This is a genomic window from Pseudomonas sp. A1230, from assembly GCF_044218825.1.
Lineage (GTDB): Bacteria > Pseudomonadota > Gammaproteobacteria > Pseudomonadales > Pseudomonadaceae > Aquipseudomonas > Aquipseudomonas iridis.
In genome coordinates, this window is record NZ_CP162582.1 from 1,356,893 (window position 1) to 1,383,349 (window position 26,457).

Sequence of the window (26,457 nt, forward strand, 5' to 3'; positions counted from 1 at the left end):
GTCTTCCTTATACGTAGTCAGGACAAAATGTGATCGGCCGGTTTCAGCGCCCGGGTCAAACGGTGATAGCTGAAACTGAAGCCGGGAAACATCGCGGTCACATGACCGCTCTTGCTTTGATACCAACTGTGGCAGCCGCCGGACTTCCAGACCGTACGCTCCATCTCCCGGTGAATCATTGCAGTGTAGGTACGTTCTGCCTCGGGGCGCACTTCGATGCTGCGCAGACCTTTGGTTTGTACGGTGCGGATGCAGTCGATGATGTAGTTCATCTGCGATTCGATGATGAACAGCGCCGAAGTGTGGCCAATGCCGGTATTGGGCCCCGTGACGATAAACAGGTTGGGAAAGTCCGGCAGGCTGGTGCCGAGGTAGGCGCGAGGATATTCGGCCCAGACATCTCTGAGCTGCACGGCGTTCTTTCCGCTGACGGGGTAGGAAATAACGCCGTCGGTAGCGTCATAACCCGTCGACCAGACGATCAGATCAACATCGATGTGCTCGCCGTCCTGGGTGTTGATTCCGTTTTCATCGATTGACGAGATGCCCTGCTCGCGGCTGTGCAGGGTGACATTGGGCCGGGTCAGAGCCGGGTAATAGGTGCTGGAAACCAGCACTCGTTTACAGCCGATGGTGAAATCCGGCGTGAGTTTTTGCTGGAGCAGCGGATCGTGCACCTGACGCTTGAGAAAACGCAGCGCTTGCTTTTGCACCATGTTAATCGCCGGTTTCGAGTACTTGAAGGCGATCACGCGGGTTTCGAACTGCCAGTAAATCAGCCAGCGCAGCAGTTTGTAGGCCGGTTTCAAACCGAGTAACCAGCGCTGAAACGGCCCGAACACTCGATCGGCGCGCGGCAGCACCCAATGCGGCGTGCGCTGGAATACATGCAGTTGCTCGACCTGCGGGGCAATAACGGGAATTATCTGCGCGGCGCTGGCACCGCTGCCGACAATGGCCACGCGTTTACCGCGATAGTCGTAGCTGTGATCCCAATTGTTTGTATGAAATGTCTTGCCCTGAAAGCGATCCTGCCCAGGGAAGTGCGGGATGACCGGTTGGCTCAACGGCCCGCTCGCATTGATCAGGAACTGCGCATGGTACGTGCCCTTGGTGGTGTGGACGTCCCAGCGTTTTTCCGTGTCGTCCCATTCGACGTGTTCGACGTTGGCTTGCAGCTCCACGCGTTCACGCAGGCCGAACGTATCGATCACGTGCTCGGTATAGCGATGCAATTCCGCTTGTTCGGCAAACATCTGTGACCAGCGGTACGGCGCGAATGACAGCGAATAAAGCGGTGAGGGCACATCCACCGCCGCGCCGGGGTAGGTGTTCTGGCACCAGGTGCCACCAAAGAAATCGCGCCGTTCCAGCAGGCGAAAATCGTCGATCCCGGCCTTGAGCAGGTTGATCGCCGCGCACTGACCGCCAAATCCACTGCCGATGATCAACACTTGATAAGTCTGCATGGGCCTCCTTCTTATAGTCGTTTTTCCGTTTTGCTCCCTTCATGTATAGCCAAAGATTTGCACTGTGGGAGCCCAAATCCATGGAAAGCATGCGTCTTTCAGGCCGCTGACCGGTGATGGCTATTTAACGTTACCCTGTTAGACTTTGAGCACATCTGTCCTGCACTTTGCAGGTTCCGTCGTGGTCGAGGCCCTTATGGGAAATACGGGACGAAAGGGACTTTCATTGGCAAGGAGGCTGTACACCTCGAGAGTCCTCGGGCTGGTGCTTGGGCTTTTGTGTGTGTCTGTGTCGATGTACTCGCTCGATCCGCCGTTATGGGTCTGGGCGCTGATGTTGTTCAATGGTCTGGTCTGGCCCCACCTGGCCTATCAGCTGGCGCGCCGCGCTCGGGTGCCTTTTCATGCCGAACATCGCAACCTGTTGATTGACGCCTTTTTCGGCGGCTTCTGGGTTGCTGCCATGCATTTCAATCCATTACCCGCTGCCACGACCATCTCGATGATGGCAATGAACAACGTCGCCATCGGTGGGTTGCGTTTTCTGCTGGCCGGCTCTGCGGCGCAGTTGCTTGGGGTTGGCGTAGGGTTGGTGGTGTTTGCCCCGGCGTTCATCCCGCAAACCACGCCGGCGCAGATGTACGCCTGTTTCCCGCTACTGCTGTTGTACCCGCTGGCGTTGGGCTGGATCTGCTTTCGGCAGGCCTACACGCTGGGTGTGCATAAACGTGAATTGCTGGCGCTGAGTCGCACCGACAGCCTCACTGGTCTGCTCAATCACGGTGCGTGGAAGGATCAACTGGAAATCGCCTTTCAGCGTTGCATACGGCAGAAGCAGGGCGCGGCCATTGCATTGATCGACATCGACCATTTCAAGGCAATCAACGACACCTACGGGCATGTGGCCGGCGATATCGTGTTGCGACAATTGAGCAAGATGCTCAAGCAGAACCTGCGCGCGACTGACGTTGCCGGGCGTTACGGCGGCGATGAGTTCTGCGTGATTCTCCCGGAGTTGCCGCTGTTCAATGCCGCCCAGGCCATGGAAGCGTTGCGCGAGCGTTTCGCGACACTGGGTTATGAGCAGAATCCGGCGTTGAAGGTCAGTTTGAGTATTGGCCTGGCGGCGTACGATCCGGCGCACCCCGATGCGACCCGTTGGCTCAGTGATGCGGATCAGGCGCTGTATGAGGCCAAGGCGAGTGGAAGGAACCGGGTGATCTGCAATTGCGACAGTTTGCCCAAGCAGCCATTGCTGGGACTCGGCGTGAGATAAATCCCCCCGCTGGCACCACAGCGGATTTGCGGTGTGGCCGCCCCTCACCCTAGCCCTCTCCCGGGGGAGAGGGGACTGGTCGCGTTGTTTGTGGCTAATGCGCCAAGGTGCAAGATCTACTTGAATTCAAGATCCTATTCAGCGCGGTGTATCACGTCGGCGCTGGTCCCGGGCATTTCCCAATTAGTCCACTCGCCACAGTGGTTCAACTACGCACGAAAATTAGCGAAAAGTCTGACAGAGGCTCTCGTTGCGACACTCTATCGACACACTTATAGTCCCTGTTCGCGAAAACCTCCGCGACGATCTTGGCCGGTCGAATACAGCACCTGACCCATCTGGAGTGAACTTTATGACCGACCAAGTAATGCCACGCTACCTCCCCATCGACACCTACGACGCCGAATCTCCGGTGCTCTTCATCAATACCCACAAAGAACTCAGCGACATGGCGGCCTGCGCGATGCATCGGTTTGTGGTCGTGCGCGATTTGGCGGACACCTTGTCCAGCCTCAACCTCAAAGGTATTTCAGACTTTGACCTGACGCGGGTCACCAGCGCGGTGCATCTGCTGATGCGCGAAGGGTGTGCCATTCTGGATGTGATTCAGGCGCGGGCGGCGCAGCGGGAGGAGGCTTACAAAACCCCGGTTTAGCGGTGTAGCGGCAGATGCCTTCGCGAGCAGGCTCGCTCCCACAGTGGATTTGTAGTGAGCACAGAATTTGTGTTCGACACGGATCAAATGTGGGAGCGAGCCTGCTCGCGAAGAGGCCAGTGCGGCCAGCACATCACTCTTTGACGCTCATATATTCCTTGGCCCAGAGAATGTATTCCTCCGGCTGGGTATAGGTGTGCGTCAGCTCGGTGGCGCTCAAGTCTGAAGCCTGGGTAAAGATCTGTCGCTGTTCGCGCAAGCTGTCGTAAGTCGCCTTGATCGCCGCAAAGTAAGCGCCGTGGCCGTCGATGGTCACGCGCACGCCCAGTTCGGCCAGACGCTTGTCGTCGCGCAGCGCCGGGTTGCCGTAGGTGACCAGCATCAGTGGCACGGTCAGATGTTCGGCGATCTGTTCAAGTTGATCAAAATCCTGCACCCCGACCATACAGATGCCATCGGCGCCCGCGCCCTGGTACTGGCGGGTGCGGCTGATTATTTCCTGAATCGGCAGGATCCCGGCATTGGTGCGGGCGATGATCGCCATTTCTGTATCAACACGGGCTTCAAGCGCCGCGCGAATTTTGCCAACGCCTTCGGCCACGGTGATCAGGTCGGTGGATTTGCGCCCGAATTGCGCGGGCAGCAAGGTGTCTTCGATGGTCAGGGCGGCGACGCCGGCGCGTTCCAGTTCGACGATGGTGCGCATCACGTTGAGGGCGTTGCCATAGCCGTGGTCGGCGTCGGCAATCACCGGTAATTGGGCGACGCGGCCGATGCGGGTGGCTTGTTCGGCGAACTCGCTGAGGGTGATCAGGGCAAAGTCCGGTGCGCCCAGCACCTGCAACGAGGCCACGGAGCCACCGAGAATCCCCACTTCAAAACCCAGGTCAGCGGCAATCCGGGCGGACATCGGGTCGAACACCGAAGCCGTGTGGTAGCAGGTGTCGGAGGCCAGCAGCTGACGGAAATTACGACGCAAATCTTGATGAGAAAGCCTGGTCATACGAGTTCCACCAATACCAAAGGAATGGAACGGCTTGAGCAAAGGTGTCAACGCCGAAGAATGAAAAGGCTATCACGCGAATGGGTCAAGGATCATGACGAATTTTCGAGGTTGCTGCTAACAGTGGTTCCAGTGCTGAAAGGATTCACTTCAGTGAAGCGGTTTGTCGGTGGCTTTGCGGGCATTGGCAAGCCTTCAAGCCGCAGCGGCCTGCTGCTGTTGGTTGGGCAGCATCACCGCCCGCACCGAATTCCCCGGCTGCAGTTGCAGGCGTTTGGCCGTGAGACGGTCGATGACCAGGCTGCTGCCGACCCGGCGCGCCCGAGCAACGGTGATACGACAGTTTTCCAGGCGCCGGTTGTGGATCAGCCACAGCGGTGCCTGTTCGTCCGGGCTGCCAAGACTCAAGGACAGCTCCAGGCTGTCACGTACCGTGCGGATGTTGCGGATCGGCGCTTCAATCACCGGCCCACCGTCGAAAATATCGATGTAGCCCTTGTGGGCGAAACCCTCGGCCTGAAGGATTTTCAGCGCCGGCTCCGTGTTCGGGTGCGCCTGGCCGATGGCCGCCTGCGCCTGTTCGGTGAGCAGGCAGGTGTACAGCGGTTGGCGCGGCATCAGTTCGGCGATGAACGACTTGTTGCCCAGCCCCGACAGGTGATCGGCATGGCAGAAATCCATCTGGAAGAAGTGTCGGCCAAGGCTGTCCCAGAACGGCGAACAGCCCGTTTCATCTGCGCTGCCCCGCAGTTCGGCGATCATCTTCTCGCCAAACAGATGCGGAAACTCGGCAACGAACAACAGGCGCCCCAGCGACAGCAAGCGGCCGTTGCTGCCGTGACGATGGTCATGGCTCAGGAACAATGAGCACAGTTCCGATTGCCCGGTCAGTTCGTTGTTGAGGAACAATGTCGGGATCTGCCGTTGAATGCCCAGATTCGGCGCCGAACTCACGGTCAACCCGACCCGATAGTTGTACCAGGGTTCACGCAGGCCGACCGCCCCGGCCAATGCACTGACACCGACCACACGCATGTCATCGTCTTCGAGCACGAACAGATAATCGGCGTCGGCACGCTCGACCTGCTCGGCGAACGCGCGTTGTGCCCAGCGCACCCGGTGGGACAGGCGATCTTCATTGACCGGCAGGGTGGTGAACCCCGGGCCGGCCTGTTCTACCAACGCCATCAAGGCTCGCAGGTCGCTGACTTTAACCGGGCGGACAATCATGCTGTAACTCCTTCTGCGCGCCTGTTCGGGCACTGTCGTTGGGTGCAGAACCGGGCGTGGTTCACAGGGCAATCAGCCGAATCGGGCTGCCATTGGTCACGTTCAGCGCCGCACACATCGCAGGGGTGAGGGACAGGGGTTGATCGGGTTGGTAATCCAGTTCGGCGACGATGGCGCGGAAACCGTGCAGCGCGTCATTGCTCAACAGGTAACGGCCACGGGCATCAATGTGTGGCTGTTGCTGCACAGGCGCGATCTGGCTGCGGACGATCGAGTGGATGTTCGTCGTACGCGCATACAGCGTCGGGCCGGCGTCGAACAGGTCGATGTAGCTGTTGGTTTCAAAGCCTTCACGCTCAAGAATGTCGAAGGCTTCCTGGCCGTCCGGATGAATACGGCCAATACAGTCCCGAGCCGCTTGCGGCAGCATCGGTACATAGATCGGGTATTGCGGAAACAATTCGGCGAGAAACGCGCGGCTCTGCATTCCGCACAGCCGCTCGGCTTCGACGTAAGGCAGGTCAAAGAAATGCTTGCCCAGGGCGTCCCAGAACGGCGACTGCCCGTTTTCGTCGCTGTAGCCGACGATTTCGGTGATCACTGCTTCGGCGAAGCGTGGCGCGTGAGCCGCGATGAACAGCAATCGTGCCCGCGAGAGCAATTCGGAAAATGGCGTTCGCACCAGCGCGGCGTCGATATGGAAACCGCGCAGCAGCGTGTGGTCGTTCAGGTCGTGACACAACGACAGCGCAGGCACGCCGTGCTCGATGTTCAATTCCCGCGAGGCACTGGTGAAGTGACGGTTGCGCAGGCTGTAGAAGGGTTCGTCGAAGCCGGCGGTGGCGAGAATCTCCGAGCAGCCGACCAGACGTTGACTGTCGAGGTCTTCCAGCACGAAGAAGTAGTTCTCTGGGCCGTGGGCCGTGGCGTCACTGGCAAACGAGGCACAGGAGCAGGCGATTTTCTCGCGCAGTCGCTCGCTGTCGTCCGGCAGGGAGGTTACCCCCACCAGACTGTCACGGGCCAATTGTTGGAGCTGGGTCAGGTCAGTCTGCTCGACTGGGCGTAAGACCAGCATGGATGTACTCCTGTATCAAAAGGTTCGGCAAATTTGCCGAACCTGACTATCACTGTCGGTTTCCACGCGTTAAATCGGCGGTCGCCTGATTTGTTGTCAGACGCCGCTCTTTTTCTTGTCAGCCGTTGCTCGGGTCAGGCAACGCGGTCGTGGCGCTGAACTTGTTGAGGAAGAACAGGTACACCAGGCCCAGAGCGATCCAGATCAGGCCGAGTTTCTGCGCATCGACACCCATGTTGACCATGATGGCCGCAACGATGATGAAGCCGATCACCGGGCAGATCAGGTGGCGCACAACCTGACCGGACTTTTGCCGACGCCAGTAGTAGTTGATCACTGTCAGGTGCAGCAGCATGAAACCGCTGAGCGCGCCGAAGTTGACCAGCGAGGTCAGGGTGTCGACCGAGTTGATGAACAGGTAGCAGATCAATAGCGACAGCACCGCCACCAGATAAATGCTCATGTACGGCGTGTTGTGTTTCGGATGAACCCTGGCCAGTATTTTTGGCAGCTTGCCGTCACGGGCCATGCCGAACAGCAGGCGCGACACCGCAGATTGCGAAGTGACCGCCACAGCGATACCCCAGGACAGCGCCGTGGCGACGGCCGTGAGGGTCGCCAGCCAGCTACCGGCGGCGAGTTCGGCGATTTCATAGAACGCGGTGTCGGCGGACTTGAAGCCCAGACCGGCGGCCAGATCGGTAGCGATCCAGGTTTGCACGACGAAAATCGTGCCCATCACCACCAGCGTGATCAACGCAGCTTTGCCAACACTGCGACCCGGATCGCCCTTGATTTCTTCAGCGAGGGTGGAAATCGCATCGAAGCCCAGGAACGACAGCACGGCAATCGACACGGCTTGCATCAGCAGGGCGAAGTTAAAGGTTTGCGGGTTGTACAGCGGCGCCAACGTCAGCTCGCCGTTGCCGCCACCGTTGTGCAGGGCGGTCCAGGCATAGAACAGGAAGATGCCCAGCACGACCAGTTGCGCCAGCAGGAAGATAATGTTCATCCGTGCGGTAAACGTGATACCGCGCAAGTTGACGAAAGTAGCGCTGACAAGGAATGCCAGAATGAAGCCGACTTTCGGAATGTCCGGGTACAAGTGGTTGAGCGCCATCGCCGCGTACACGTACAGCAGCGGTGGGATCAGCAGGTAGTCAAGCAGCATCAGCCACCCGGCGATGAAGCCGACGTGTTGGTTGAGGCCGCGTTGTGCGTAGGAATACACCGAGCCTGCAACCGGGAAAGCGCGGGCCATGCTGCCGTAGCTCAACGCGGTAAACACCATGGCCACCATGCCGATGATGTACGCCAGCGGCACCATCCCCGGTGCCTCTGCGTTGACGTAGCCATACACGCCAAACGGGGCGATGGGGATCATGAAGATCATCCCGTACACCACCAGGTCGGTGAGCGTCAGGCTACGTTTCAACTCTTGCTTGTAGCCGAATTCTTCAATTTCCATGAAGCGCAACTCCTTGTAAGCCAATCAGTCGTTTTTTAGTTGTTATATCGGTCCATCGTTTACAGCTTCAGCAATGCTTTCGTTACAGCAACGGCGCGAGGTATCCGGCCCAGCGCGACACCGCTTCGGGGCTGCGCAGCAAGTCGTTGCGCACCTCGATCAACACCGAATCCAGGCCGCGGGCATCGCCGTGTACCGGTACTGTCATGTCGCCCAGCGGGTCAATCCTGTACGGCTGATTGCCTGCAACTATCAGCGGATGTTTTTCCAGATCGTCGAGCAGGCGCTGGGCATACGCCCTGGCCTGGCCAAACAGCACACCGACTTCCATGGCGCGCGGCTGGCCGTAATACACCGGCGTAAAGCTGTGAATCCCGACTATGCGCACCGGTTGACCCTTGGCAATGCGCGCGTCGATCAGTGTTTGCAAGCGCGTGTGAAACGGCTTGAACAGCGTCTGCCGGCGGTACTCGCGTGTGGCTTCGTCCAGCTCACGATTGCCCGGCACCTGATAGATCTCGCTCTGCAGCGGAATGCTGTCGGGGGCATGCCGTGGCCGATTGAGGTCGATCAGTAGCCGCGAATAGTTGGCGCTCAACAGCGTGGCGCCGAGTGTTGCCGACAATTGCTCGGCCAGTTCCAGCGCACCAATGTCCCAGGCGATGTGCTCGCGGGCGGCTGTATCGTCCAGGCCCAGATTATTCAGGGCCTCGGGGATGTAGCGACTGGCGTGCTCGCACACCAGAATCAATGGATGCGTCGAGTCGGCGCGGCTCAGGTTGTAGACCGGTCTGGTAAACAACCCCAGCTCGGCGGATTCAGTACACGCGTGCATAGTGCTCACAAAGTTCAGCGATCGAGAGCTGTTCCGTCAGCGCCAGTTCCTCGGTTTTAAGGGCGTAATAACTGTCGAGCAACGGTTTGGGCAGCCATTCATTGAGGGCTGCACTGTCGCGCAGGCAATCCAGTGCCTGAGCCAGCGAGGCGGGCAGGGCGACGATGCCCCGCGCCTGACGTTGCTCGTCATTGAGTGAATCGGGGATTTCATTGGTGATTGCGTTCAGCGCCAGGCGCTGTTCGATGCCCAGCCGTCCGGCGATCAGCAGCGCGGCCATCGCCAGATGCGGCGAGGCGGTGGCGTCCATGGCGCGAAATTCCAGGTTGAACTGCTTCGCCACGGCTTTGTTGCCCAGCGTCGAGGTCGGGCAGATGCGCAACGCTGCTTCGCGGTTCTGTTGCCCCAGGCAGGCGTAAGAGGCGCTCCAGTGATTTGGCTGCAAGCGCTCGTACGAGAGCGGTGTCGGTGCGGTGATTGCACACAGTGCCGGCAAGTAATGCAGGATACCCGCTGCCCAATGCTGGCCGAGGCTCGACAGACCATTGCTGGTGCCCGCGTCGTAAAGCATCGGCTGGCCGTCCAGATCAAGCAGGCTGACGTGCAGGTGCACACCGTTGCACATCGCATCAGCGGCGGTCTTCGGTGCGAAGCTCAGGTCCAGGCCCATTTGCCGGGCGATCTCACGGGCAATTTCGCGCACATTCACCGCGCGGTCTGCGGCCGCGACCCCCAGCGCTGGTCGGCAAGTGATTTCGAATTGATGCTTGCCGTATTCGGGCAGAAACATTTCCGGCTCGACGCCACCGGCTCGCAAAGCGCTGAGCAGCCAGCCGCCGAACTCGGCGCCCTGACGCTGGGCTTCAAGCGAAAACGCCGGAGGTTCAGCCAGGTCTGCATGCAGGTTGAATTCGTGTTCGAACGCAGCGTTGACCTGCAAGCCCAAATCGTCGCGGTAACGCTCGATCTCATCGCGCAGCAGCGTGCGTGGACAGGCGCCGAATGGCCGACCGTCGGTTTCGCGAAGATCGCCGTGGATGAAGTCCAGCGGCGGGGCGTTCACATCCGGCCCGTTGCTCACGGTAACGCGGCTGCCCAGATCCGGGATCAAACGCAAGTCGCCATAAGCGCCCCACGGGCTGGTCGAAGCAATGGAGTCCTGCGGGGTCAGGGCGCTGTTGGCCGGCACCCAGCCACAACCGGGGGCCTGATAGTGCTCAAGTTCGTCGGTGGGGAACGAGCGTCCACGGGTAATGCCGATCAGATCAGTGGTGACGATAGTGGTCATCGGCAGCGGCGTCAGGCGGGCGCTCATGGCTGCATCTCCTGCAACCGGCCGAGCACGGTGTCGGTGTCGGTGATCCAGCAGTAACCCTTGATCGCGTTCAGGCAGGCGTGATGGCGTTCGACAGTGTGGGTGGCGCAGGCGTCCTCGACCAGAGTCACCAGATAGCCACGGTCGGCAGCATCGCGCACGGCCATGTCCACGCACTGGTCGGTAACGATGCCGGCGATGATCAAATGGCGGGTCGCGAGGTTGCGCAGCACATAATCGATGTTGGTCGAGTTGAAGACCCCGGACGAGGTTTTCGGCAAATAGATTTCGTTTTCTGCGGGCGCCAGTTCGGCGATGATCTGTGCCTGCGGGCTGCCTTTGGGGACGTTCAGATTCGACAGTTTGTGGTCCAGCGAGCGGTCGCGGCCATCGGCGGTAAGGCTCTCGATGACGGTATGCAGCACGTTCTGTTGCGCTGCGCGAAAGCCATTCAGCAGACGTTGTTGATTGGGCACGACCTGCGTACGCACACGGCTGCGAAAATACTCACCACCCGGCTCAGTGAGGTGCGGGTCGAACTGCGGATCGAGCCAGGCACGCTGCATGTCCACCAGCAACAAGGCCGTGTGGTCAGTGACAAATGGCAGGTCTCGCGGCGAGCGGTGTGGAAGGGTGAACATCCTTATTTATCCTCCAGAAGGTGCGTATTGAAGTCGTTGCGCAGGGCGTCGATGCCTTCCAGGCGATCGGCCAGATTCGTGGTGCGCAGGGTCAGGCTGGCGATCAGTGCTTCGACTTGCGCCAGCGCCGGCACCATAGTGTCGAACGGCGAGGCTGACTCTACGGGCGCGCTGATAATCAGGTCGGCCAGTTCGCGCAGTGGCGAGGCGTAGATGTCGGTGAAGAGCACCACGCGTGCGTTGTTGTTTTTCGCCGCGCTGGCCACGCGCAGGGCCTGGGACTGGTAACGGCGATAGTCAAACAGCAACACCACATCCTGGCGTTGCAGATCGAACAAGCGATCAGGCAATTGCGCGTTGTCTTCCAGTGCAAAGCAGCCGGTGCGCAGAAGGCGCAAGTGATTGAGCAAGTAGCTCGCCATCAGGCTGCTGAAGCGTCCGCCGAAGCAGTACACCTGATGCCGGGTATCGAGCAGCCAGTCCGTGAGGATGCGTACGTCTTCAGGTTGAGTCAGTGATTGCGTTTCAACCAGCAGGCGATGGCTGTCGGCCAGATAATGACTCCAGGCGTCGTCCTTGTTTTGCTGGGCACGAGGTTGCAGCAGGGTGCGTGGTGAGCGCAGGCGATGATCCATGTCGCTCAGGAGCGCATCCTGGAACTCGGCGTAACCGCCGAAACCGAGTTTTTTCACCAGTCGCACGATGGTCGGGTCGCTGACGCCGGCGTGTTCGGCCAGTCGTGCCATCGGTCCCAGACCGTTGCGTGGGTATTGATCAAGCAGGGCGCGAACGACTTTGCGTTCTGACGGTGTCAGATCGAGGCCGGGATCGGTGATCAGGTCTCTGAGAGGGGGCATCCTGGCTCCTGCTGGATGGGTGTGTCGAATTCGCTTCACAATCCGTTAAAACAGTATTTATGTAACTGACGCTACATGTCTAGTGAATTTTTCGGTGTGTTGAAAAGGCTCCAAAATGGGGCAAGATGCCCGTGTAACAAGGGCTACACGGAAGGCGACAAGCTTTGTAGTCCATGTCCCATGAAGATGTGAGACATTGCCGATTTTTTGGCATACACAAGTGATAGGGCGATGCACCGGACAGCCCTGAAGCCCTTGATGTACGGCACAATTGCCCACTAATCGGCCTTGCGCCGTTGTTTTTCATGACTCTCGACAGAGTGATTGATCGTGCAGACCACCCGTTTAACCCTGATTTGCCATGCGCGAACCGTCGCACAAAAACTGGCGCGTTTTCCTACGAATGAGCCTGTTGAAAATATCGGCCTGGCTTCTGACGCGTTGGCTGCGCGCTTCGACGCCCCACGGCGCCTGATCTGTGCGCCTGAACTGCGTACACGTCAGACCGCCGCGTGGCTGGGGGCCGACGCACATATCGATCAAGCGCTGCGCGATTGCGATTGGGGGCAGTGGCGCGGGCAGGCGATCAAGGATCTGCAACATTCGCAAACCGCGGCGCTACAGGCATGGCTGGAAGATCCAGACGCCACGCCCCATGGCGGTGAATCGATCGCGCAGGTGTGCGAGCGAGTGTCGAGGTGGCTGGAGAGTCTGCAAACCACGCCAGGCCATGTGGTGGCGGTCACGCATCCGTTCATCATCCGTGCCGCGTTGATCCAGACCCTGCGCAGCATGGCTTTTCATGACATTGATGTCGAGCCGTTGTCAGTGGTCGAGTTGCGCTTCACCGGGCGCTGGCGGCTACGCTTGCCTGGTCTCGACTTTGAAGGAGCACGCTGATGAAGCAGCTGTTGGTGATCGGCATCGGCGCCGGTAATCCGGACTACATCACGATGCAAGCGGTGAAAGCGCTGAATCGGGTGGATGTGTTCTTTTTGCTGGATAAGGGCCAGAGCAAGGACAAACTGATCGATCTGCGTCGCGAGATTTGTGAGCGCTATATCACCGATCCCGGGTATCGCTTCGCCGAAGCCGGCAGCCCGGAACGCGAGCGCGGCGACGTGGACTATACCGCCAGCGTCGATGATCTGAACCGCGCCAAGCAGCAAACCTTCGAACGGCTGATCAACGACGAATTGTCTGACGGCGAGTGCGGAGGTTTTCTGGTGTGGGGCGATCCGGCGTTGTACGACAGCACCGTTCGTATCCTGCAGGCGATTCTGGCGTCGGGTCGCTGTGCCTTCGAATTTGAAGTGATTCCCGGGATTACCAGCGTTCAGGCGTTGGCCGCGCAACACAAAGTATCGTTGAACACGATAGGCCGCTCCGTTGAAATCACCACGGGCCGTCGCCTGGCAGCAGGGCAGGTGAGTGATGCCGACAGTTTGGTCGTGATGCTCGATGCCGAAGATTCCTACCACCACGTGGCTGATCCGCAGACAGAGATTTACTGGGGGGCTTACCTGGGCACGCCGGATGAGATCTTGATCAGCGGCAAACTGGGCGATGTGGCGGACGAAATCGAGCGCGTGAGAAAGGCTGCGCGGTTGGAGCATGGATGGATCATGGATACTTATTTGCTGCGCAAGCCCTAGATCTTTGGTGCTTGAATGGGCCCCTTCGCGAGCAGGCTCGCTCCCACATCGACCTCTGTGGAGCTGTCGAGTGAAACGAGGCTGCGATCTTTTGATCTTGTTTTTCAAGAGCAAGATCAAAAGATCGCAGCCTTCGGCAGCTCCTACAGTTGATCAGTGTCGTACACAAATCTTGCGGCGGACATTGATCTCCTAAGGATCTGTGTATAGGGGAGACAGCGAGCGGATGTCGTGGATCCGCCCGCTGTCAGTAGTGCTCTTTATGCGCGTTCCAGCGCCAGGGCCACGCCCTGTCCGCCGCCGATGCACAGGGTCGCGAGACCTTTTTTCGCATCACGCTTGATCATTTCATGCAGCAGGGTCACCAGCACCCGGCAACCCGACGCACCGATCGGGTGACCCAGCGCGATGGCACCGCCGTTGACGTTGACCTTGTCCAGATCCCATTGCAGATCCTTGGCCACGGCCAGCGATTGTGCGGCGAAGGCTTCGTTGGCTTCGATCAGGTCAAGTTGCTCGATTGACCAGCCTGCCTTGTCCAGGCAGCGGCGGGTGGCCGATACAGGGCCGATGCCCATGATCGCCGGGTCAACGCCCGCATTGGCGTAAGCAGCGATGGTCGCCAGTACTGGCAAGCCCAGGGCTTTGGCTTTCTCGGCGCTCATCAGGATCACCGCCGCGGCGCCGTCGTTGAGCGACGATGCGTTGCCAGCAGTCACGCTGCCGTCCTTTTTGAACGCCGGGCGCAGTTTGGCCAGCGATTCAGCGGTGGTCTCGCCACGCGGTTGTTCGTCGACCTTGAAGGCGACCGGATCGCCTTTGCGCTGCGGAATCAGGATCGGGGTGATTTCATCGACAAAACGCCCGGCCTCGATGGCGGCAGCGGCTTTGTGCTGGGAGGCGGCAGCAAAGGCGTCCTGTTGTTCGCGGCTGATCTCATATTTGTCGACGAGGTTTTCCGCGGTGATGCCCATGTGGTAATCGTTGAACGCATCCCACAGGCCATCGCTGATCATGGTGTCGACGATTTGCGCGTGACCCATGCGCAGACCGGTGCGTGCGCCCGGCATTACGTAGTTGGACAGGCTCATGTTTTCCTGGCCGCCGGCGATAATCACGTCGGCGTCACCGCAACGGATGGCTTGCGCGCCGAGGTGCAAAGCCTTGAGGCCCGAGCCGCAGACCTTGTTCAGGGTCATGGCCGGCACCGCGTGGGGCAGGCCAGCCTTGATGGCGGCCTGACGCGCCGGGTTCTGGCCGGCGCCGGCGGTCAGTACCTGGCCCATGATCACTTCATCGACCTGCGCACCGTCCAGACCGGTCTGTTCGAGCAAATGGCGAATCACCGCTGCGCCCAGATCAACCGCGGATACGCTGGCCAGGGAACCCTGGAAGCTGCCGATCGCAGTACGCGTAGCGGCAACAATGACGACGTCTTGCATTTTCAAATTCCTCACTGGGCAGCGAACTGCATTTCCGGTACGTGATCAGGCACGATCAGTTTACCGGCGGTTTTGGCCACGATCTCTTCAACACTGACACCCGGCGCGCGCTCTTTGAGAATGAACGCACCGTTCTCGATTTCCAGATAGGCGAGGTCGGTCAGCACACGCTTGATGCACCCGGCGCCGGTCAGCGGCAGGCTGCAACGGGATGACAGTTTGGACTCACCGTCCTTGGATGCGTGGGTCATGATCACGATGATGTTGTCTGCGCCAGCTACCAGGTCCATGGCGCCGCCCATGCCCTTGACCAGTTTGCCGGGGATCATCCACGAGGCGATATTGCCTTCGACGTCCACCTCAAATGCGCCCAGCACGGTGAGGTCGACATGGCCGCCGCGGATCATCGCGAAAGACTCGGCCGAGGAAAAAATCGAGGCGCCGATACGCGCGGTCACGGTTTGCTTGCCGGCGTTGATCATGTCGGCATCGATGGTTTCTTCAGTAGGAAACGGACCCATGCCGAGCAGGCCGTTTTCCGATTGCAGCATGACTTCCATGCCTTCGGGGATGTAGTTGGCGACCAGGGTCGGAATGCCGATGCCGAGGTTGACGTAGTAGCCGTCCTGCATTTCGCGGGCGACGCGCTGAGCCATTTGTTCGCGGGTAAGTGCCATGTTGTTGTTCTCCGTAGGCCTGAATTATTTGCGGATGGTGCGCTGTTCGATGCGTTTTTCGAACGTGCCGCAAATGACCCGGTCGACGTAGATGCCGGGGGTGTGGATGTGCGCCGGGTCCAGTTCGCCGGGCTCGACGATCTCTTCGACTTCAACCACGGTGATCTTGCCGGCAGTGGCGGCCAGCGGGTTGAAGTTCTGCGCGGTGTGGCGGTAGATGACGTTGCCGAAGTGGTCGGCTTTCCAGCCTTTGACGATGGCGAAGTCGCCAGTGATGGACTCTTCCATCAGGTACTTGCGACCGTTGAATTCGCGGACTTCCTTGCCATCGGCCACCGGAGTGCCAACGCCAGTAGCCGTGAAGAAGGCTGGAATGCCAGCCCCGCCTGCGCGCATTTTCTCGGCGAGGGTGCCTTGCGGGGTCAGGATGACTTCGATTTCGCCTTTGAGCAGTTGCTCTTCGAACAGCTTGTTTTCGCCGACGTACGAGGCGACGACTTTGCTGATCTGGCGGTCGGTCAGCAGCACGCCGAGGCCAAAACCGTCGACGCCACAGTTGTTGGAGACGACGGTGAGGTCGTGGGTGCCCTTGCGCTTGATCTCGGCGATCAGGTTTTCCGGAATCCCACACAGACCGAAGCCGCCAGCGATAACGGTCATGCCGTCTTCAAGCCCGGCGAGGGCTTCCTCGTAGGAACTCACGCGCTTGTCGAAACCTGCCATATGCACCTCTTTTATTATTTGCGGGCGGCTGGCTAGCCGAATGGTTGGAGTGTCTCGCTGAAGGATATATTTGTTAAGTTGATTTTTAAGGTTGATTGATAGATAAAACTCAACAATCGCCAAACTCACTGAATCGACGATTTGCCTAATGACCGAAATAGCCGAATCGACGAAATCCTGTAGGAGCTGCCGAAGGCTGCGATCTTTTGATTTTGTTTTTCAAGATCAAAAGATCGCAGCCTTCGCCAGCTCCTACATTAAGGACGTACAGCGCCCATGACCATCAAACAAATCCGTGCCTTTCTTGCTGTGGCCCAGAGCCTGAGTTTCGCCGTGGCCTGCGAGCGGTTGCACCTGTCGCAATCAGCGCTGAGCCTGACTATCAAAGCGCTGGAAGAGGGCTTGGGTGGGCGGCTGTTCAGTCGCAACACGCGCAATGTGGCACTGACCGCAGAAGGTGAGTCCCTGCTGCCGCTGGCCCGGCGCCTGATCGCCGACTGGGACAACGCCGAAGACGAAATGCGTCAGCGCTTCAGCCTGCAACGCGGGCGGGTGACGCTAGCGGCGATGCCGTCGTTTGCCGGCAACCTGCTGCCGCCGATCCTCAAGACCTTTCGCGCGCGTTATCCCAACGTCAATGTGACGGTCAACGATGTGATCAACGAGCAAGTGCTGGAGATGGTGCGCGACCGCCAGGTGGAACTGGGCGTGGCGTTCGAACCGATGCAGAACACCTCGATGACATTCACACCGCTTTATATGGACCGGTTCGTCGCGGTGGTGCCACAGGATTCACCGCTGGCCGCGCGCACCGAGATCGACTGGAAAACGTTGTTACAGGAACCTTTCATTACGCTACAGCGGCCGTCCACGGTGCGGGTGATGCTCGAAGAGCACTTGCAGGCGCGGGGCATGAAGTTGCCGGTGGAGTTTGAAAGCCATCAATTGGCGACCGTGGGGCGGATGGTTGCCAGTGGGCTGGGCGTGAGCGCTGTGCCGGCGCTGTGTGCCGAGCAGATGCAGGAATTGGGTGCGCGCTGCCTGACGTTGAATGACTCGGTGGAGCGAGCGATTGGCGTGCTGACTGAACCGGGCAATGAACTGTCGGCGGCGGCGCAGGCACTCTTTGACATCCTCAGGGCTGAGCACTGACCGCCGCCGCAGGTTGCGATTTTTTGACCTTCACCCGTTCTCAACCTTTAGGCAATCCTCCTGCTTGCCGCCCGGCCCACTGTCATCGGGCAGCCCATTTGCAATGCACGCTGACCGCTAAACAAATGGCCGGGATGGTTGATGGGCAAATATAAACACCTGTCTTAAATGTTAATTGCACCCCGCTCACAACTCACCGAAGCTATCCTCCATCAGCTTTCCCGCCGTCGAGATGGACCTCTACTCAATGCAGACCCCCAGCGTCACCAAACCCCTCTGGCAAACCTACCTGCTGTTTCTGGCGCCGATGGTGTTGTCGAACTTCCTGCAGTCCATGTCCGGCACGGTCAACAGCATTTACATCGGCCAGATGCTTGGCACTCAGGCGCTGGCGGCGGTGTCGGGGATGTTTCCTGTGGTGTTCTTCTTTATCGCGTTGGTGATCGGCCTCGGCGCGGGTGCGGGGGTGTTGATCGGCCAGGCCTGGGGGGCGCGTGAGCCGCACATGGTCAAGGCGATTGCCGGGGCGACGCTGTTGCTGGGTGTTTTGATTGGTTTGGTCGCTGCGGTGTTGGGCAGTGTGTTTGCGCGGCAGGCGTTGACGGGGTTGGGGACGCCCGCGGATGTCCTGGACGATGCGGTGGCATACGCCCACGTGATGATGTGGATTCTGCCGTCGCTGCTGGTGTTTGTGCTGTTCACGCAGTTGCTGCGCGGGGTCAGCGATACGGTGTCGCCGTTGCTGGCATTGGTGGTGTCAACCTGTGTCGGGCTGGCGCTGACACCGGCATTCATTCGTGGCTGGTTCGGCTTGCCGCAACTGGGCATTCAGAGTGCAGCGTATGCGGGGCTCGCGGGCAACCTGGCGGCGATGGCATGGCTGGCGTGGCGGCTGATTCGCAAGAACCATCCACTGGCGCCGGACCGCGAGTTTTTTGCGGCGTTGCGGCTCGACAGGGTGATTCTTGGCAAAGTCCTGCGTATCGGTTTGCCGACCGGCGTGCAGATGATTGTGTTGTCGCTGTCGGAATTGGTGATCCTGGCCTTGGTCAACCAGCATGGCTCGCAAGCGACGGCGGCGTACGGCGCGGTGACGCAGATCGTCAACTATGTGCAGTTCCCGGCGTTGTCGATTGCGATCACCGCTTCGATCCTCGGCGCACAGGCCATCGGCGCGGGGCAACTGGAACGGATGGGGCCGATCTTGCGCACCGGTCTGTTGATCAACGTGTGTTTAACCGGCGGCTTGATCGTGCTGGGTTACCTGCTGTCGCACTGGTTGCTCGGTTTGTTCCTGACCGAGGACTCGACTCGGGCCATGGCCGAGCATCTGTTGCACATCATGCTCTGGAGCCTGTTGTTGTTCGGCTTCCAGGCGATCATTGGCGGCATCATGCGCGCCAGTGGCACGGTGCTGGTGCCGGTGGTGATCGCCATTGTCTGCGTGGTGGGCGTGCAATTGCCGGCGGCCTATTGGCTGGACGGGCAGTTTGGTTTGCAAGGTGTCTGGATGGCGTTCCCGGTGGCTTATCTGGGAATGCTGGTGTTGCAGACGCTGTATTACAAACTGGTCTGGCAGCATCAGAAAATCGAACGCCTTGTTTAGCCCGTGTAGGAGCTGCCGCAGGCTGCGATCTTTTGATCTTGTTTTTTGAAAGCAAAGGTCAAAAGATCGCAGCCTGCGGCAGCTCCTACAGGGTAGGCAGGTCAGCTGGCGCAACTGCCTGATGTTTGCTTAAGTCAATCGAGGCCCTCGACGGCAAGCGTTGTTCGGAGAATCCCATGTCAATTCGATTGCTGCTCGCTGCCGCGTTTTACCTGTGGGCCATTCCCGCCGCGCAGGCCGTCGAATACACCCGGGTCAACACCACCGCCAGCCAGATCAGCTTCACCTACAACCAGATGGGCTCGCGGATGTACGGCACCTTCGGCAAGTTCGACGCGACGCTGGACTTCGACACTACCAACCTTGCCAACGCCCACACCACGTTGCACATCGACCTCACCAGCATCGACGCCGGCAGCGAAGACGCCAATACCGAACTGGTGAAACCGGCGTGGTTCGACACTGCGAAATTTCCTGTGGCGGTGTTTGAATCGAGCCATTTCACGCAGGTTTCCGAAAACCAATATCTAATCACGGGTCGATTGACCCTCAAGGGCATCAGCCGAGAAATTGCGGCCCCGGTGGAATTGAAAGCAGGCAACGCCATCGGCATTTTCGACGGCGAACTGGTGCTCAAACGCGACGATTTCGGCCTCGGCGCGGGGGAGTGGGCGGACACCGTGGTGTCCAAAGACATCGCCATCAAGTTCAAAGTGGTGGCGCCACAGCAGTGACGCCAGCCCAATCTGGTCGCCTTCGGCAGCTCCTGCAGAGGCAAGTGCTCTGACAGGTTATGATGTCGCGGTTTTCCGTCGGAGTTCAGCCGCCATGCACCGCATCACCCACTACAAATCCCCTTGCCCCGAGGCCGTCAACAGCCAGATTCTGCAGATGGTCGTTGACTACCTGACCGACATCAGCGCGGTCGGCCTCGGCCCGAGCAACCTGCTGTACAACGTCTATCAGTACGCGGTTGGCTACGAGATGCATCTGTATCTCGAAGCGTTGAATGGCGAGAAGGGCACCGAGGTGGAGCTGCTGGTGGCAACCGATGAGGAAGATCCGGAACAGGTGATCGGCTTCCTGTTGTACCTGCCGGTACAGGGCGATTGGGAGGCGTGCAGCGTCGCCTACATGGCGGTGCGTGAAGGGCATCGGCGTCAGGGTGTGGCGCGGGCGATGATCGGCGAGATGGTGGGGCGCTATCCCCACGCCGAACTGGTGTGCACCGTCGGCAAGGTCCCGTATTTCGAGGCGCTGGGCTTTGAAGTGATCGGTCAACGCGAGACGCAAGTGCTGATGAGTACACGGCATTACCGCAGCAACGGCCTGCGCGGATATATCGACACCACGCCCATCTACCGTTCGCTGGAGGTGCAGCAGATTCATACTTATCTGCTGAACAAGAACAGCAAGCGCGCCATGCTCGATGCCGAGAAGCAGCGTGATCGGCATTTGGACCAGACCACGCGTCATACCGAAGAATTTGTCCGTCAGCGCCTGACCGTGCACTGATCAGTCATCGGCATTCCAGGCTGGGTTCAGAACACTCATCACCGCGAGGCTAAGCCGCCCGCTGATGTGTGTTTGAAGATCAGGGCTTTGAGGCCACTTTCGGCGTCGATGTCCGGAAACTCCGGTGGATTCTCCAGGCGCTGCTCGAAGCGCAAACTCGGCGCCTCCTGCGTCACGCCATCGATCAAAAAGTCCGGGCCGAATGCCGGATCATTCATGCACGCCAGCACAGTGCCTTGGGCGGTCAGCAGTTCCGGCAGGCGGCGCAGCACGCGCTGGTAATCCTTGGTCAGCAGGAAACTGCCTTTCTGGAACGATGGCGGGTCGATGATCACCAGATCGTACGGGCCGCTGTTGATCACCTTGCCCCAGGACTTGAACAGGTCGTGGCCCAGGAAAGTGACTTTGCTCAGGTCATGCCCGTTCAACCGATGGTTGTCGCGGCCGCGGCTCAAGGCTGCGCGGGACATGTCCAGATTGACCACATGACTGGCGCCGCCTTCGATGGCCGCTACCGAAAAGCCGCAGGTGTAGGCGAACAGGTTCAACACGCGTTTGCCGTTGGCCTGCTCGCGTACCCAATCGCGCCCATAACGCATGTCGAGAAACAGCCCGGCGTTTTGCTTGCGGCCAAGATCAACGCGGTATTGCAGGCCGCCCTCGACGATGGTCATTTCGTCGATCTCATCCCCCAGCAGCCATTCGGCAGTGCTTTGAGGCAGATAGCGATGCTGGATCAACAGGGTGTGCGCGCCAGATTGCTGCCACTCGGTTGAACCGCTGATGTCCATCAGCAAGCGCTTGAGGTCGTCAAGCTGTTCGGGCGCAGGCTCTTTGAACAGCGACACCAGCACCACGCCTTGCAACCAGTCCACGGTCAGCTGTTCCAGTCCTGGCCAGCAACGCCCGCGCCCGTGGAACAGACGACGGGTTTCGCTCGGCGCCGCCGCGAGCGCGGGCAGCAAATGGGCGTGGAGGGTGGCGAGGGCTTCAGGGTTCATCGGTCACGGTCGGCAAGCAAAAGGGCCGGCATTTTAACCACAATCACGCCATCGCGAACGGCTGTCGCGGGCAGACCGGCAAGACTTTCGGAAAAGACCTGTATCAAAAATGAATTTCTGCAAAAGTCGTCGCTCATACCAGTTAAGCAGCGGATTTGAGCCGCTAAATCGTTAATGCAATTCAGGGAGTGCAGTTCCATGTGCCCAACACCGATGGCGGACACGCACCTTCCTGACGGATTGATTCTGGTGGTTGAGGATGATCCGTTGATTCTGGAGTTTCTTTGCGAAATTCTTCAGGAGGAAGGTTTCAAGGTCGAGCCGTATACCAGTGCCGATACGGCATCGATCTATCTGAAGGAGCATGCGGAGCAAGTAGCGTTATTGCTGACCGATATCACCATGCCCGGCACCATGAATGGTGCGGATCTGGCCAACCTGGTCGGCGATCGCTGGCCGGAGAAACCGGTGATGGTCATGTCCGGTTATGAAACCCCTGAGTCCTCTGGGGTAAAGCATCCGGTGGCATTCATCAAAAAGCCCTGGACGTTCGGGCAATTGCTCGATTGTGTCGACAGCGCGTTGAAGTCGAAGGCGCCGTTGCTGCATTGATGCGCTGGGTGCAAGCGGCGGGCAAGTGCTACATTGCCAGCCCGCTCTATTGCCAGAGGATGCGAACCTTTGTCTGCTCACGATTGTATTTTTGATCGCGCCTTTGGCGCGTTTTTGTTCGACATGGACGGCACCGTCCTCAATTCCATCGCAGCCGCCGAGCGTGTCTGGGCAGCGTGGGCGGAGCGTCATGGCGTGGACGTCGCGACGTTTTTGCCGACCATTCATGGCGCACGTGCCATCGACACCATCCGGCGCCTGAACCTGCCGGGTGTGGACGCCGAGGCGCAAGCGGCGTTCATCGCGCAAGCGGAAATCGAAGACGTTGAAGGTGTTGTCGAGATTCCCGGCGCGAGGGCGTTTCTCAATAGCCTGCCCGCCGAGCGCTGGGCGATGGTGACGTCGGCCCCGCGGGATCTGGCCTTGCGCCGGATGGCAGCGGCTGGCATTGGCGCGCCTGCATTGTTGATCACCGCCGAGGATGTACTGGCCGGCAAGCCCAACCCCGCCGGTTACCTGCTGGCGGCTAGCCGCCTGGGAATTGAGCCCGGCGACTGCCTGATCTTCGAAGACGCGACCGTCGGCATTCAGGCCGCCGAAGCCGCCGGTGCGCCGCTGATGATCATCACTACAACGCATCAGCACCCGCTTGAAACTTCGCACGCGACCCTGGCCAGTTACGACGCAATCAGCGCCAGCGTCGACAGCGACGGCCAACTTCGACTGCAAAAAACCTGACCCCTAAGCTTCCGGACTAGTGCCCGCGTCGGAATCTGCCCCTCTCCCTTGGGAGAGGGCTAGGGTGAGGGGCTGCGGATGGTCAGTTGCCAAGGCTGTTGGAGTCCGTCAGGACTTCGCGAAACGTCTCCACCAACGGTCGCAAATTGATCCGGTGCCACGCCGCCCATAACGGTGTGGTAAACGCCAGCCACGGAACTTCGCGCAGCACCACACCCGGTGGCGCGTTGTGGCTCAGCCCCTTCTGAATCATCGCAATCCCCAGCTCCGACGCCACCAGCCCCAGCGCGGTAAAGGGCTCGGTGGCCTGCATGCGCACATCCGGGGTGAAGCCTGCACGGATGCACGCGCTGACAAACTCGTCGTTTGCACCCTGGCGCGGCTGCACGCCGATCCATTCCTGATCGGCCAGATCCTCCGGTTTCAGCAAGGCCTTTTGGGCCAACGGATGCTGCTCCGGCAATGCCAGCAGCATCGGATCATCCAGCACCTGAAAGCCGAGCAGATCCGGATCGTCATCGGTCGGCGGCTCGCTCACCAAGGCAATATCGAGACTACGCTGACGCAGGCCTTCCAATTGTTCGGCGCAGCTCAAGTTGTACAGCGCGACATGCACATTGGGCCGATCGACCCGCAGCACGCGCAAAGCGTTGGGCAGGACGCCGGCGTGCATAGCGTTCTCGATGTAGCCGATGCACAAGCCGCCTTCTTCGCCACGGCCCAGACGCTTGCCGAGAGATTCGAGGCGATTGGCATGAGTCAGCAGGGCGCGGGTTTCAGCGAGAAAAGTCTGGCCATCGCGGGTCAGGCGAATGCGCTGCTGGCTGCGCTCGAACAGCGTCAGGCCCAGGCGCTCTTCGAGCTGGGCGATTTGCCGGCTCAGCGGCGACTGGGAAATATGCAGGCGTTCCGCTGCACGGCCGACGTGCTCTTCCTCGGCGACGGCGACGAAGTAGCGCAATTGGCGAATGTCGATCATGTCAGACCTCTGGGGACTCAAGTGCTGTGAATTATGTCTTGGACGGTCTAGTCGTCGCAATCTAGGATTTGCTCAACGGTCACGCAGATCACGAACGAATGAGGACAATCCAATGAGTTTGAAAGACAAACTGCCCGGCCAGCTGGGCTTTGGCACCGCCCCGTTGGGCAATATGTTCCGCGCCATCGCGCAAGAAGAAGCGCAAGCCACCGTGCATGCCGCATGGGATGCCGGCGTGCGTTACTTCGACACCGCTCCATTTTACGGCTCGGGTCTGTCGGAAATTCGTTTGGGTGAAGCACTCAAGCAGTACAACCGCGATGACTACGTGCTCAGCACCAAGGTCGGCCGGATCATTCTCGATGAAATCGAAGACGCTGCCGCCCGTGATCTGGGTGAGAAGAGCGGGGTGTTCGAACACGGTCGCCCGAACAAGATCATCAACGACTACAGCGCCGACGCGACCCTGCGCTCGATTGAAGACAGCCTCAAACGTCTGCAAACCGATCGCCTCGATATCGTCTGGGTCCACGACATCGCTCAAGACTTCTACGGCGATCAATGGCTGGAATACTTCAATCAGGCCCGCACCGGCGCCTTCAAGGTGCTGACCCGTTTGCGCGAAGAAGGCGTGATCAAGGGTTGGGGGCTGGGCGTGAACAAGGTCGAGCCGTGTGAACTGACGCTGGACCTGACCGAAGCGCAGCCGGATGGCTTCCTGTTGGCCGGCCGCTACACGCTGCTGGACCACGAGCGTGCGCTGCAACGCCTGATGGATTCGGCACTGGCGCAAAACGTCGAAATCGTCGTCGGCGGTCCTTACAGCTCGGGCATTCTGGCGGGCGGCGCGCACTTCGAATACCAGAAGGCCAGCCCTCAAGTCATCGCCAAAGTGGAGCAGATCAAACGCATTGCTGCCGCTTATAACGTTGAGGTGAAAGCCGCGGCCCTGCAATTTTCTCTGGCCAATCCAGCGGTTGCCGCGGTGATTCCCGGGGCGAGCAAACCGGGGCGGATTGCTGAAGATGTCGCGGCACTGTCAGCAGTAATTCCTGCGGGGTTTTGGCAGGCCATGCGTGAAGCGAAACTGGTGTCCGAACGTGCACCATTGCCCATCGATGAGGTGAAAGCATGAAGATTGATCTAAGCGGGAAACTGGCAATTGTCAGCGGCAGCACCGCAGGCATTGGCTTGGGCATCAGCCAGTCGCTGGCCGAATCCGGCGCCACGGTGGTAGTGATCGGCCGCGACACGGCCAAGGTCGAACAGGCGCTGGCGAGCATTCGCCAGAAAGTGCCGGGCGCACAGTTGCGCGGTCTGACTGCGGATCTGGGCACGGCGCAAGGTGCAGAGAAACTCTTCGCTGCGGAACCGAAAGCCGACATTCTGGTGAACAACCTCGGCATCTTCAATGACGTCGATTTCTTCGACGCACCGGACAGCGAGTGGACGCGCTTCTATGAAGTCAACGTCATCTCCGGCGTGCGCCTGGCGCGGCATTATGTGCCGGCGATGGTCGAACAGGGGTGGGGGCGAGTGATCTTCCTGTCTTCGGAATCCGGGGTGGCGACGCCGGCCGACATGATCAACTATGGCGTGACCAAAAGCGCCAATCTGGCGGTCTCCCACGGCTTGGCCAAACGTCTGGCTGGCACCGGCGTGACGGTCAATGCGATCCTGCCGGGCCCAACCTTCACCGATGGCCTGGAGGAGATGCTCAAGGATGCCGCCGCCGAATCCGGCCGCAGCCTGCGCGATGAGGCCGACGCCTTTGTGCGCAAGGCCCGTCCGACCTCGATCATCCAGCGGGTGGCCGATGTTGAAGAGGTCGCGCATCTGGTGACGTACATCGCCTCGCCGCTGTCCTCGGCCACCACTGGCGCCGCCCTGCGGGTTGATGGCGGTGTGGTCGACAGCCTGACTATCTGAATTTCTTAAGAGAGACGTTTTTATGGCAACTGCATCAGCAACAATCGATATTCCGGCTTCGGCCGATCAGGTCTGGCAATTGATCGGCGGCTTCAACACGCTGCCGGACTGGCTGCCGTTTATTCCAAGCAGCGAACTGAGCGATAGCGGGCGTGTGCGCAGCTTGAAAACCGCGGATGGCGCGGTGGTGGTCGAGCGTCTGCAAACGTTCGATAACGCGGCGAAGACCTACAGCTACTCGATTGAACAGGCACCGTTCCCGGCCACCGACTATCTGGCGACAATCAAGGTCGAGGCCCAAGGGCAGGGCGCGCGAGTGACCTGGTCGGGCCGTTTCACCGCCAAAGGCGTGAGTGATGAGGAAGTGGTGGCGCTGTTCACCGGCATCTATCAAGGCGGCCTAGAGGCGCTGCGCGCCAACTTCCCGGCCTGATAGCCACAACACAAAACCCTGTGGGAGCAGGCTTGCCAGCGATGGCGGTAGACCAGTCAAATTCATACCGACTGACACACCGCTATCGCTGGCAAGCCAGCTCCCACAGGTTTTTTGTGCTGTTCGCAGAGTCTGCTGGCAACCCAAAAACCTGAGGAGTGAGCCCAT

Annotated in this window: 28 protein-coding genes; 13 read left to right on the forward strand and 15 right to left on the reverse strand. The window is 59.6% G+C overall.

What is annotated here, in order from left to right; translation table 11 throughout:
* Positions 1-17 precede the first annotated feature (17 nt).
* A complete protein-coding gene (locus AB4P97_RS06390) occupies positions 18-1,469 on the reverse strand; it encodes a flavin-containing monooxygenase (RefSeq protein ID WP_395602260.1) in 1,452 nt (483 codons plus the stop codon).
* 196 nt (positions 1,470-1,665) lie between these two features.
* On the opposite strand from AB4P97_RS06390, the gene AB4P97_RS06395 reads away from it, so the two are divergent.
* Both AB4P97_RS06395 and AB4P97_RS06400 read left to right on the forward strand, forming a co-directional pair.
* Entirely contained in the window at positions 1,666-2,745 is a 1,080-nt protein-coding gene (locus tag AB4P97_RS06395; protein WP_042559749.1) for a diguanylate cyclase, read from the forward strand.
* A 352-nt stretch (positions 2,746-3,097) separates the two neighbouring features.
* Positions 3,098-3,400: a hypothetical protein gene (locus tag AB4P97_RS06400; RefSeq protein WP_047300569.1), complete on the forward strand. Its 303-nt coding sequence runs from the start codon at positions 3,098-3,100 to the stop codon at positions 3,398-3,400.
* Positions 3,401-3,533: 133 nt separating this feature from the next.
* Here AB4P97_RS06400 and AB4P97_RS06405 read toward each other — a convergent pair whose 3' ends face one another.
* The 8 genes from AB4P97_RS06405 to AB4P97_RS06440 all read right to left on the reverse strand — a co-directional run bounded on the left by AB4P97_RS06405 (position 3,534) and on the right by AB4P97_RS06440 (position 11,827).
* The gene (locus AB4P97_RS06405; RefSeq protein ID WP_042559747.1) at positions 3,534-4,403 is read right to left on the reverse strand and encodes an oxaloacetate decarboxylase; all 870 of its coding nucleotides are present in this window, start codon (positions 4,401-4,403) and stop codon (positions 3,534-3,536) included.
* Positions 4,404-4,598: 195 nt separating this feature from the next.
* The gene (astA, locus tag AB4P97_RS06410; protein WP_042559746.1) at positions 4,599-5,633 is read right to left on the reverse strand and encodes an arginine N-succinyltransferase; all 1,035 of its coding nucleotides are present in this window, start codon (positions 5,631-5,633) and stop codon (positions 4,599-4,601) included.
* 61 nt (positions 5,634-5,694) lie between these two features.
* On the reverse strand, positions 5,695-6,711 hold the full coding sequence (locus AB4P97_RS06415; protein ID WP_395602261.1) for an arginine N-succinyltransferase: 1,017 nt from the start codon (positions 6,709-6,711) through the stop codon (positions 5,695-5,697).
* A gap of 118 nt (positions 6,712-6,829) precedes the next feature.
* Positions 6,830-8,179, reverse strand: a complete 1,350-nt coding sequence (locus AB4P97_RS06420) for an APC family permease (protein ID WP_395602262.1) — start codon at positions 8,177-8,179, stop codon at positions 6,830-6,832.
* Between the two features lie 82 nt (positions 8,180-8,261).
* Positions 8,262-9,014, reverse strand: a complete 753-nt coding sequence (locus AB4P97_RS06425; RefSeq protein WP_115146783.1) for an N-formylglutamate amidohydrolase — start codon at positions 9,012-9,014, stop codon at positions 8,262-8,264.
* Entirely contained in the window at positions 8,998-10,329 is a 1,332-nt protein-coding gene (locus AB4P97_RS06430) for a glutamine synthetase (RefSeq protein ID WP_395602263.1), read from the reverse strand. Before AB4P97_RS06430 ends, AB4P97_RS06425 begins: the two co-directional genes overlap by 17 nt.
* Positions 10,326-10,970, reverse strand: a complete 645-nt coding sequence (locus AB4P97_RS06435) for an isochorismatase family cysteine hydrolase (protein WP_395602264.1) — start codon at positions 10,968-10,970, stop codon at positions 10,326-10,328. Before AB4P97_RS06435 ends, AB4P97_RS06430 begins: the two co-directional genes overlap by 4 nt.
* A gap of 2 nt (positions 10,971-10,972) precedes the next feature.
* Positions 10,973-11,827, reverse strand: coding sequence for a MurR/RpiR family transcriptional regulator (locus AB4P97_RS06440; RefSeq protein WP_047300574.1), 855 nt, complete (start codon positions 11,825-11,827; stop codon positions 10,973-10,975).
* 330 nt (positions 11,828-12,157) lie between these two features.
* Between AB4P97_RS06440 and AB4P97_RS06445 the strand changes: the two genes are divergently transcribed.
* The gene (locus AB4P97_RS06445) at positions 12,158-12,727 is read left to right on the forward strand and encodes a histidine phosphatase family protein (protein WP_395602265.1); all 570 of its coding nucleotides are present in this window, start codon (positions 12,158-12,160) and stop codon (positions 12,725-12,727) included.
* Positions 12,727-13,482, forward strand: a complete 756-nt coding sequence (cobF, locus tag AB4P97_RS06450) for a precorrin-6A synthase (deacetylating) (RefSeq protein ID WP_395602266.1) — start codon at positions 12,727-12,729, stop codon at positions 13,480-13,482. Before AB4P97_RS06445 ends, cobF begins: the two co-directional genes overlap by 1 nt.
* A 260-nt stretch (positions 13,483-13,742) precedes the next feature.
* On the opposite strand, the gene AB4P97_RS06455 is transcribed toward cobF, so the two are convergent.
* From AB4P97_RS06455 to AB4P97_RS06465, 3 genes are read right to left on the reverse strand one after another with little or no spacing between them, the layout of a single operon-like run.
* On the reverse strand, positions 13,743-14,924 hold the full coding sequence (locus tag AB4P97_RS06455; protein WP_395602267.1) for an acetyl-CoA C-acetyltransferase: 1,182 nt from the start codon (positions 14,922-14,924) through the stop codon (positions 13,743-13,745).
* A gap of 11 nt (positions 14,925-14,935) precedes the next feature.
* On the reverse strand, positions 14,936-15,601 hold the full coding sequence (locus tag AB4P97_RS06460) for a CoA transferase subunit B (RefSeq protein ID WP_395602268.1): 666 nt from the start codon (positions 15,599-15,601) through the stop codon (positions 14,936-14,938).
* Positions 15,602-15,625: 24 nt separating this feature from the next.
* The gene (locus AB4P97_RS06465; RefSeq protein ID WP_395602269.1) at positions 15,626-16,324 is read right to left on the reverse strand and encodes a CoA transferase subunit A; all 699 of its coding nucleotides are present in this window, start codon (positions 16,322-16,324) and stop codon (positions 15,626-15,628) included.
* 276 nt (positions 16,325-16,600) lie between these two features.
* On the opposite strand from AB4P97_RS06465, the gene AB4P97_RS06470 reads away from it, so the two are divergent.
* The 4 genes from AB4P97_RS06470 (at position 16,601) to AB4P97_RS06485 (ending at position 20,597) form a co-directional block, all read left to right on the forward strand.
* Positions 16,601-17,476, forward strand: coding sequence for a LysR family transcriptional regulator (locus AB4P97_RS06470; RefSeq protein ID WP_042559735.1), 876 nt, complete (start codon positions 16,601-16,603; stop codon positions 17,474-17,476).
* A gap of 247 nt (positions 17,477-17,723) precedes the next feature.
* Positions 17,724-19,082, forward strand: coding sequence for an MATE family efflux transporter (locus tag AB4P97_RS06475; protein ID WP_042559734.1), 1,359 nt, complete (start codon positions 17,724-17,726; stop codon positions 19,080-19,082).
* A gap of 176 nt (positions 19,083-19,258) precedes the next feature.
* Positions 19,259-19,816, forward strand: coding sequence for a YceI family protein (locus AB4P97_RS06480; protein ID WP_395602270.1), 558 nt, complete (start codon positions 19,259-19,261; stop codon positions 19,814-19,816).
* A 94-nt stretch (positions 19,817-19,910) separates the two neighbouring features.
* Positions 19,911-20,597, forward strand: coding sequence for a GNAT family N-acetyltransferase (locus AB4P97_RS06485; RefSeq protein WP_395602271.1), 687 nt, complete (start codon positions 19,911-19,913; stop codon positions 20,595-20,597).
* A 38-nt stretch (positions 20,598-20,635) separates the two neighbouring features.
* Here the strand turns inward: AB4P97_RS06485 and AB4P97_RS06490 are convergent, their stop codons facing one another.
* A complete protein-coding gene (locus tag AB4P97_RS06490; RefSeq protein ID WP_395602272.1) occupies positions 20,636-21,598 on the reverse strand; it encodes a class I SAM-dependent methyltransferase in 963 nt (320 codons plus the stop codon).
* Positions 21,595-21,798 (reverse strand): hypothetical protein, encoded by a 204-nt coding sequence (locus AB4P97_RS06495; protein ID WP_395602273.1) that lies wholly within the window; start codon positions 21,796-21,798, stop codon positions 21,595-21,597. The genes AB4P97_RS06490 and AB4P97_RS06495 overlap by 4 nt, the downstream gene beginning before the upstream one ends.
* Between AB4P97_RS06495 and AB4P97_RS06500 the strand changes: the two genes are divergently transcribed.
* A complete protein-coding gene (locus AB4P97_RS06500) occupies positions 21,797-22,210 on the forward strand; it encodes a response regulator (RefSeq protein ID WP_395602274.1) in 414 nt (137 codons plus the stop codon). The genes AB4P97_RS06495 and AB4P97_RS06500 overlap by 2 nt on opposite strands.
* Positions 22,211-22,279: 69 nt before the next feature.
* Positions 22,280-22,948 (forward strand): HAD-IA family hydrolase, encoded by a 669-nt coding sequence (locus tag AB4P97_RS06505; protein WP_395602275.1) that lies wholly within the window; start codon positions 22,280-22,282, stop codon positions 22,946-22,948.
* A gap of 82 nt (positions 22,949-23,030) precedes the next feature.
* Here AB4P97_RS06505 and AB4P97_RS06510 read toward each other — a convergent pair whose 3' ends face one another.
* Positions 23,031-23,927 (reverse strand): LysR substrate-binding domain-containing protein, encoded by an 897-nt coding sequence (locus AB4P97_RS06510; RefSeq protein ID WP_395602276.1) that lies wholly within the window; start codon positions 23,925-23,927, stop codon positions 23,031-23,033.
* A 112-nt stretch (positions 23,928-24,039) separates the two neighbouring features.
* On the opposite strand from AB4P97_RS06510, the gene AB4P97_RS06515 reads away from it, so the two are divergent.
* Genes AB4P97_RS06515 through AB4P97_RS06525 form a run of 3 tightly spaced genes read left to right on the forward strand, consistent with a single transcriptional unit; the run spans position 24,040 to position 26,289 of the window.
* Positions 24,040-25,062 (forward strand): aldo/keto reductase, encoded by a 1,023-nt coding sequence (locus AB4P97_RS06515; RefSeq protein ID WP_395602277.1) that lies wholly within the window; start codon positions 24,040-24,042, stop codon positions 25,060-25,062.
* Positions 25,059-25,856, forward strand: coding sequence for an SDR family NAD(P)-dependent oxidoreductase (locus AB4P97_RS06520; protein ID WP_042559726.1), 798 nt, complete (start codon positions 25,059-25,061; stop codon positions 25,854-25,856). Before AB4P97_RS06515 ends, AB4P97_RS06520 begins: the two co-directional genes overlap by 4 nt.
* Positions 25,857-25,878: 22 nt before the next feature.
* The gene (locus AB4P97_RS06525; RefSeq protein WP_395602278.1) at positions 25,879-26,289 is read left to right on the forward strand and encodes an SRPBCC family protein; all 411 of its coding nucleotides are present in this window, start codon (positions 25,879-25,881) and stop codon (positions 26,287-26,289) included.
* Positions 26,290-26,457 lie beyond the last annotated feature (168 nt).

Bases quoted from the DNA above. Each gene is read 5' to 3' on its own strand.
- AB4P97_RS06455 (WP_395602267.1), bottom strand. From the start codon at position 14,924: ATGCAAGACGTCGTCATTGTTGCCGCTACGCGTACTGCGATCGGCAGC.
- AB4P97_RS06440 (WP_047300574.1), bottom strand. From the start codon at position 11,827: ATGCCCCCTCTCAGAGACCTGATCACCGATCCCGGCCTCGATCTGACA.
- AB4P97_RS06475 (WP_042559734.1), top strand. From the start codon at position 17,724: ATGCAGACCCCCAGCGTCACCAAACCCCTCTGGCAAACCTACCTGCTG.
- AB4P97_RS06490 (WP_395602272.1), bottom strand. From the start codon at position 21,598: ATGAACCCTGAAGCCCTCGCCACCCTCCACGCCCATTTGCTGCCCGCG.
- AB4P97_RS06510 (WP_395602276.1), bottom strand. From the start codon at position 23,927: ATGATCGACATTCGCCAATTGCGCTACTTCGTCGCCGTCGCCGAGGAA.
- AB4P97_RS06495 (WP_395602273.1), bottom strand. From the start codon at position 21,798: ATGGAACTGCACTCCCTGAATTGCATTAACGATTTAGCGGCTCAAATC.
- AB4P97_RS06470 (WP_042559735.1), top strand. From the start codon at position 16,601: ATGACCATCAAACAAATCCGTGCCTTTCTTGCTGTGGCCCAGAGCCTG.
- AB4P97_RS06430 (WP_395602263.1), bottom strand. From the start codon at position 10,329: ATGAGCGCCCGCCTGACGCCGCTGCCGATGACCACTATCGTCACCACT.
- AB4P97_RS06400 (WP_047300569.1), top strand. From the start codon at position 3,098: ATGACCGACCAAGTAATGCCACGCTACCTCCCCATCGACACCTACGAC.
- AB4P97_RS06425 (WP_115146783.1), bottom strand. From the start codon at position 9,014: ATGCACGCGTGTACTGAATCCGCCGAGCTGGGGTTGTTTACCAGACCG.
- AB4P97_RS06405 (WP_042559747.1), bottom strand. From the start codon at position 4,403: ATGACCAGGCTTTCTCATCAAGATTTGCGTCGTAATTTCCGTCAGCTG.
- AB4P97_RS06460 (WP_395602268.1), bottom strand. From the start codon at position 15,601: ATGGCACTTACCCGCGAACAAATGGCTCAGCGCGTCGCCCGCGAAATG.
- AB4P97_RS06500 (WP_395602274.1), top strand. From the start codon at position 21,797: ATGTGCCCAACACCGATGGCGGACACGCACCTTCCTGACGGATTGATT.
- AB4P97_RS06515 (WP_395602277.1), top strand. From the start codon at position 24,040: ATGAGTTTGAAAGACAAACTGCCCGGCCAGCTGGGCTTTGGCACCGCC.
- AB4P97_RS06480 (WP_395602270.1), top strand. From the start codon at position 19,259: ATGTCAATTCGATTGCTGCTCGCTGCCGCGTTTTACCTGTGGGCCATT.
- AB4P97_RS06465 (WP_395602269.1), bottom strand. From the start codon at position 16,324: ATGGCAGGTTTCGACAAGCGCGTGAGTTCCTACGAGGAAGCCCTCGCC.
- AB4P97_RS06435 (WP_395602264.1), bottom strand. From the start codon at position 10,970: ATGTTCACCCTTCCACACCGCTCGCCGCGAGACCTGCCATTTGTCACT.
- AB4P97_RS06485 (WP_395602271.1), top strand. From the start codon at position 19,911: ATGCACCGCATCACCCACTACAAATCCCCTTGCCCCGAGGCCGTCAAC.
- AB4P97_RS06525 (WP_395602278.1), top strand. From the start codon at position 25,879: ATGGCAACTGCATCAGCAACAATCGATATTCCGGCTTCGGCCGATCAG.
- AB4P97_RS06395 (WP_042559749.1), top strand. From the start codon at position 1,666: ATGGGAAATACGGGACGAAAGGGACTTTCATTGGCAAGGAGGCTGTAC.
- astA (WP_042559746.1), bottom strand. From the start codon at position 5,633: ATGATTGTCCGCCCGGTTAAAGTCAGCGACCTGCGAGCCTTGATGGCG.
- AB4P97_RS06520 (WP_042559726.1), top strand. From the start codon at position 25,059: ATGAAGATTGATCTAAGCGGGAAACTGGCAATTGTCAGCGGCAGCACC.
- AB4P97_RS06415 (WP_395602261.1), bottom strand. From the start codon at position 6,711: ATGCTGGTCTTACGCCCAGTCGAGCAGACTGACCTGACCCAGCTCCAA.
- AB4P97_RS06390 (WP_395602260.1), bottom strand. From the start codon at position 1,469: ATGCAGACTTATCAAGTGTTGATCATCGGCAGTGGATTTGGCGGTCAG.
- AB4P97_RS06420 (WP_395602262.1), bottom strand. From the start codon at position 8,179: ATGGAAATTGAAGAATTCGGCTACAAGCAAGAGTTGAAACGTAGCCTG.
- cobF (WP_395602266.1), top strand. From the start codon at position 12,727: ATGAAGCAGCTGTTGGTGATCGGCATCGGCGCCGGTAATCCGGACTAC.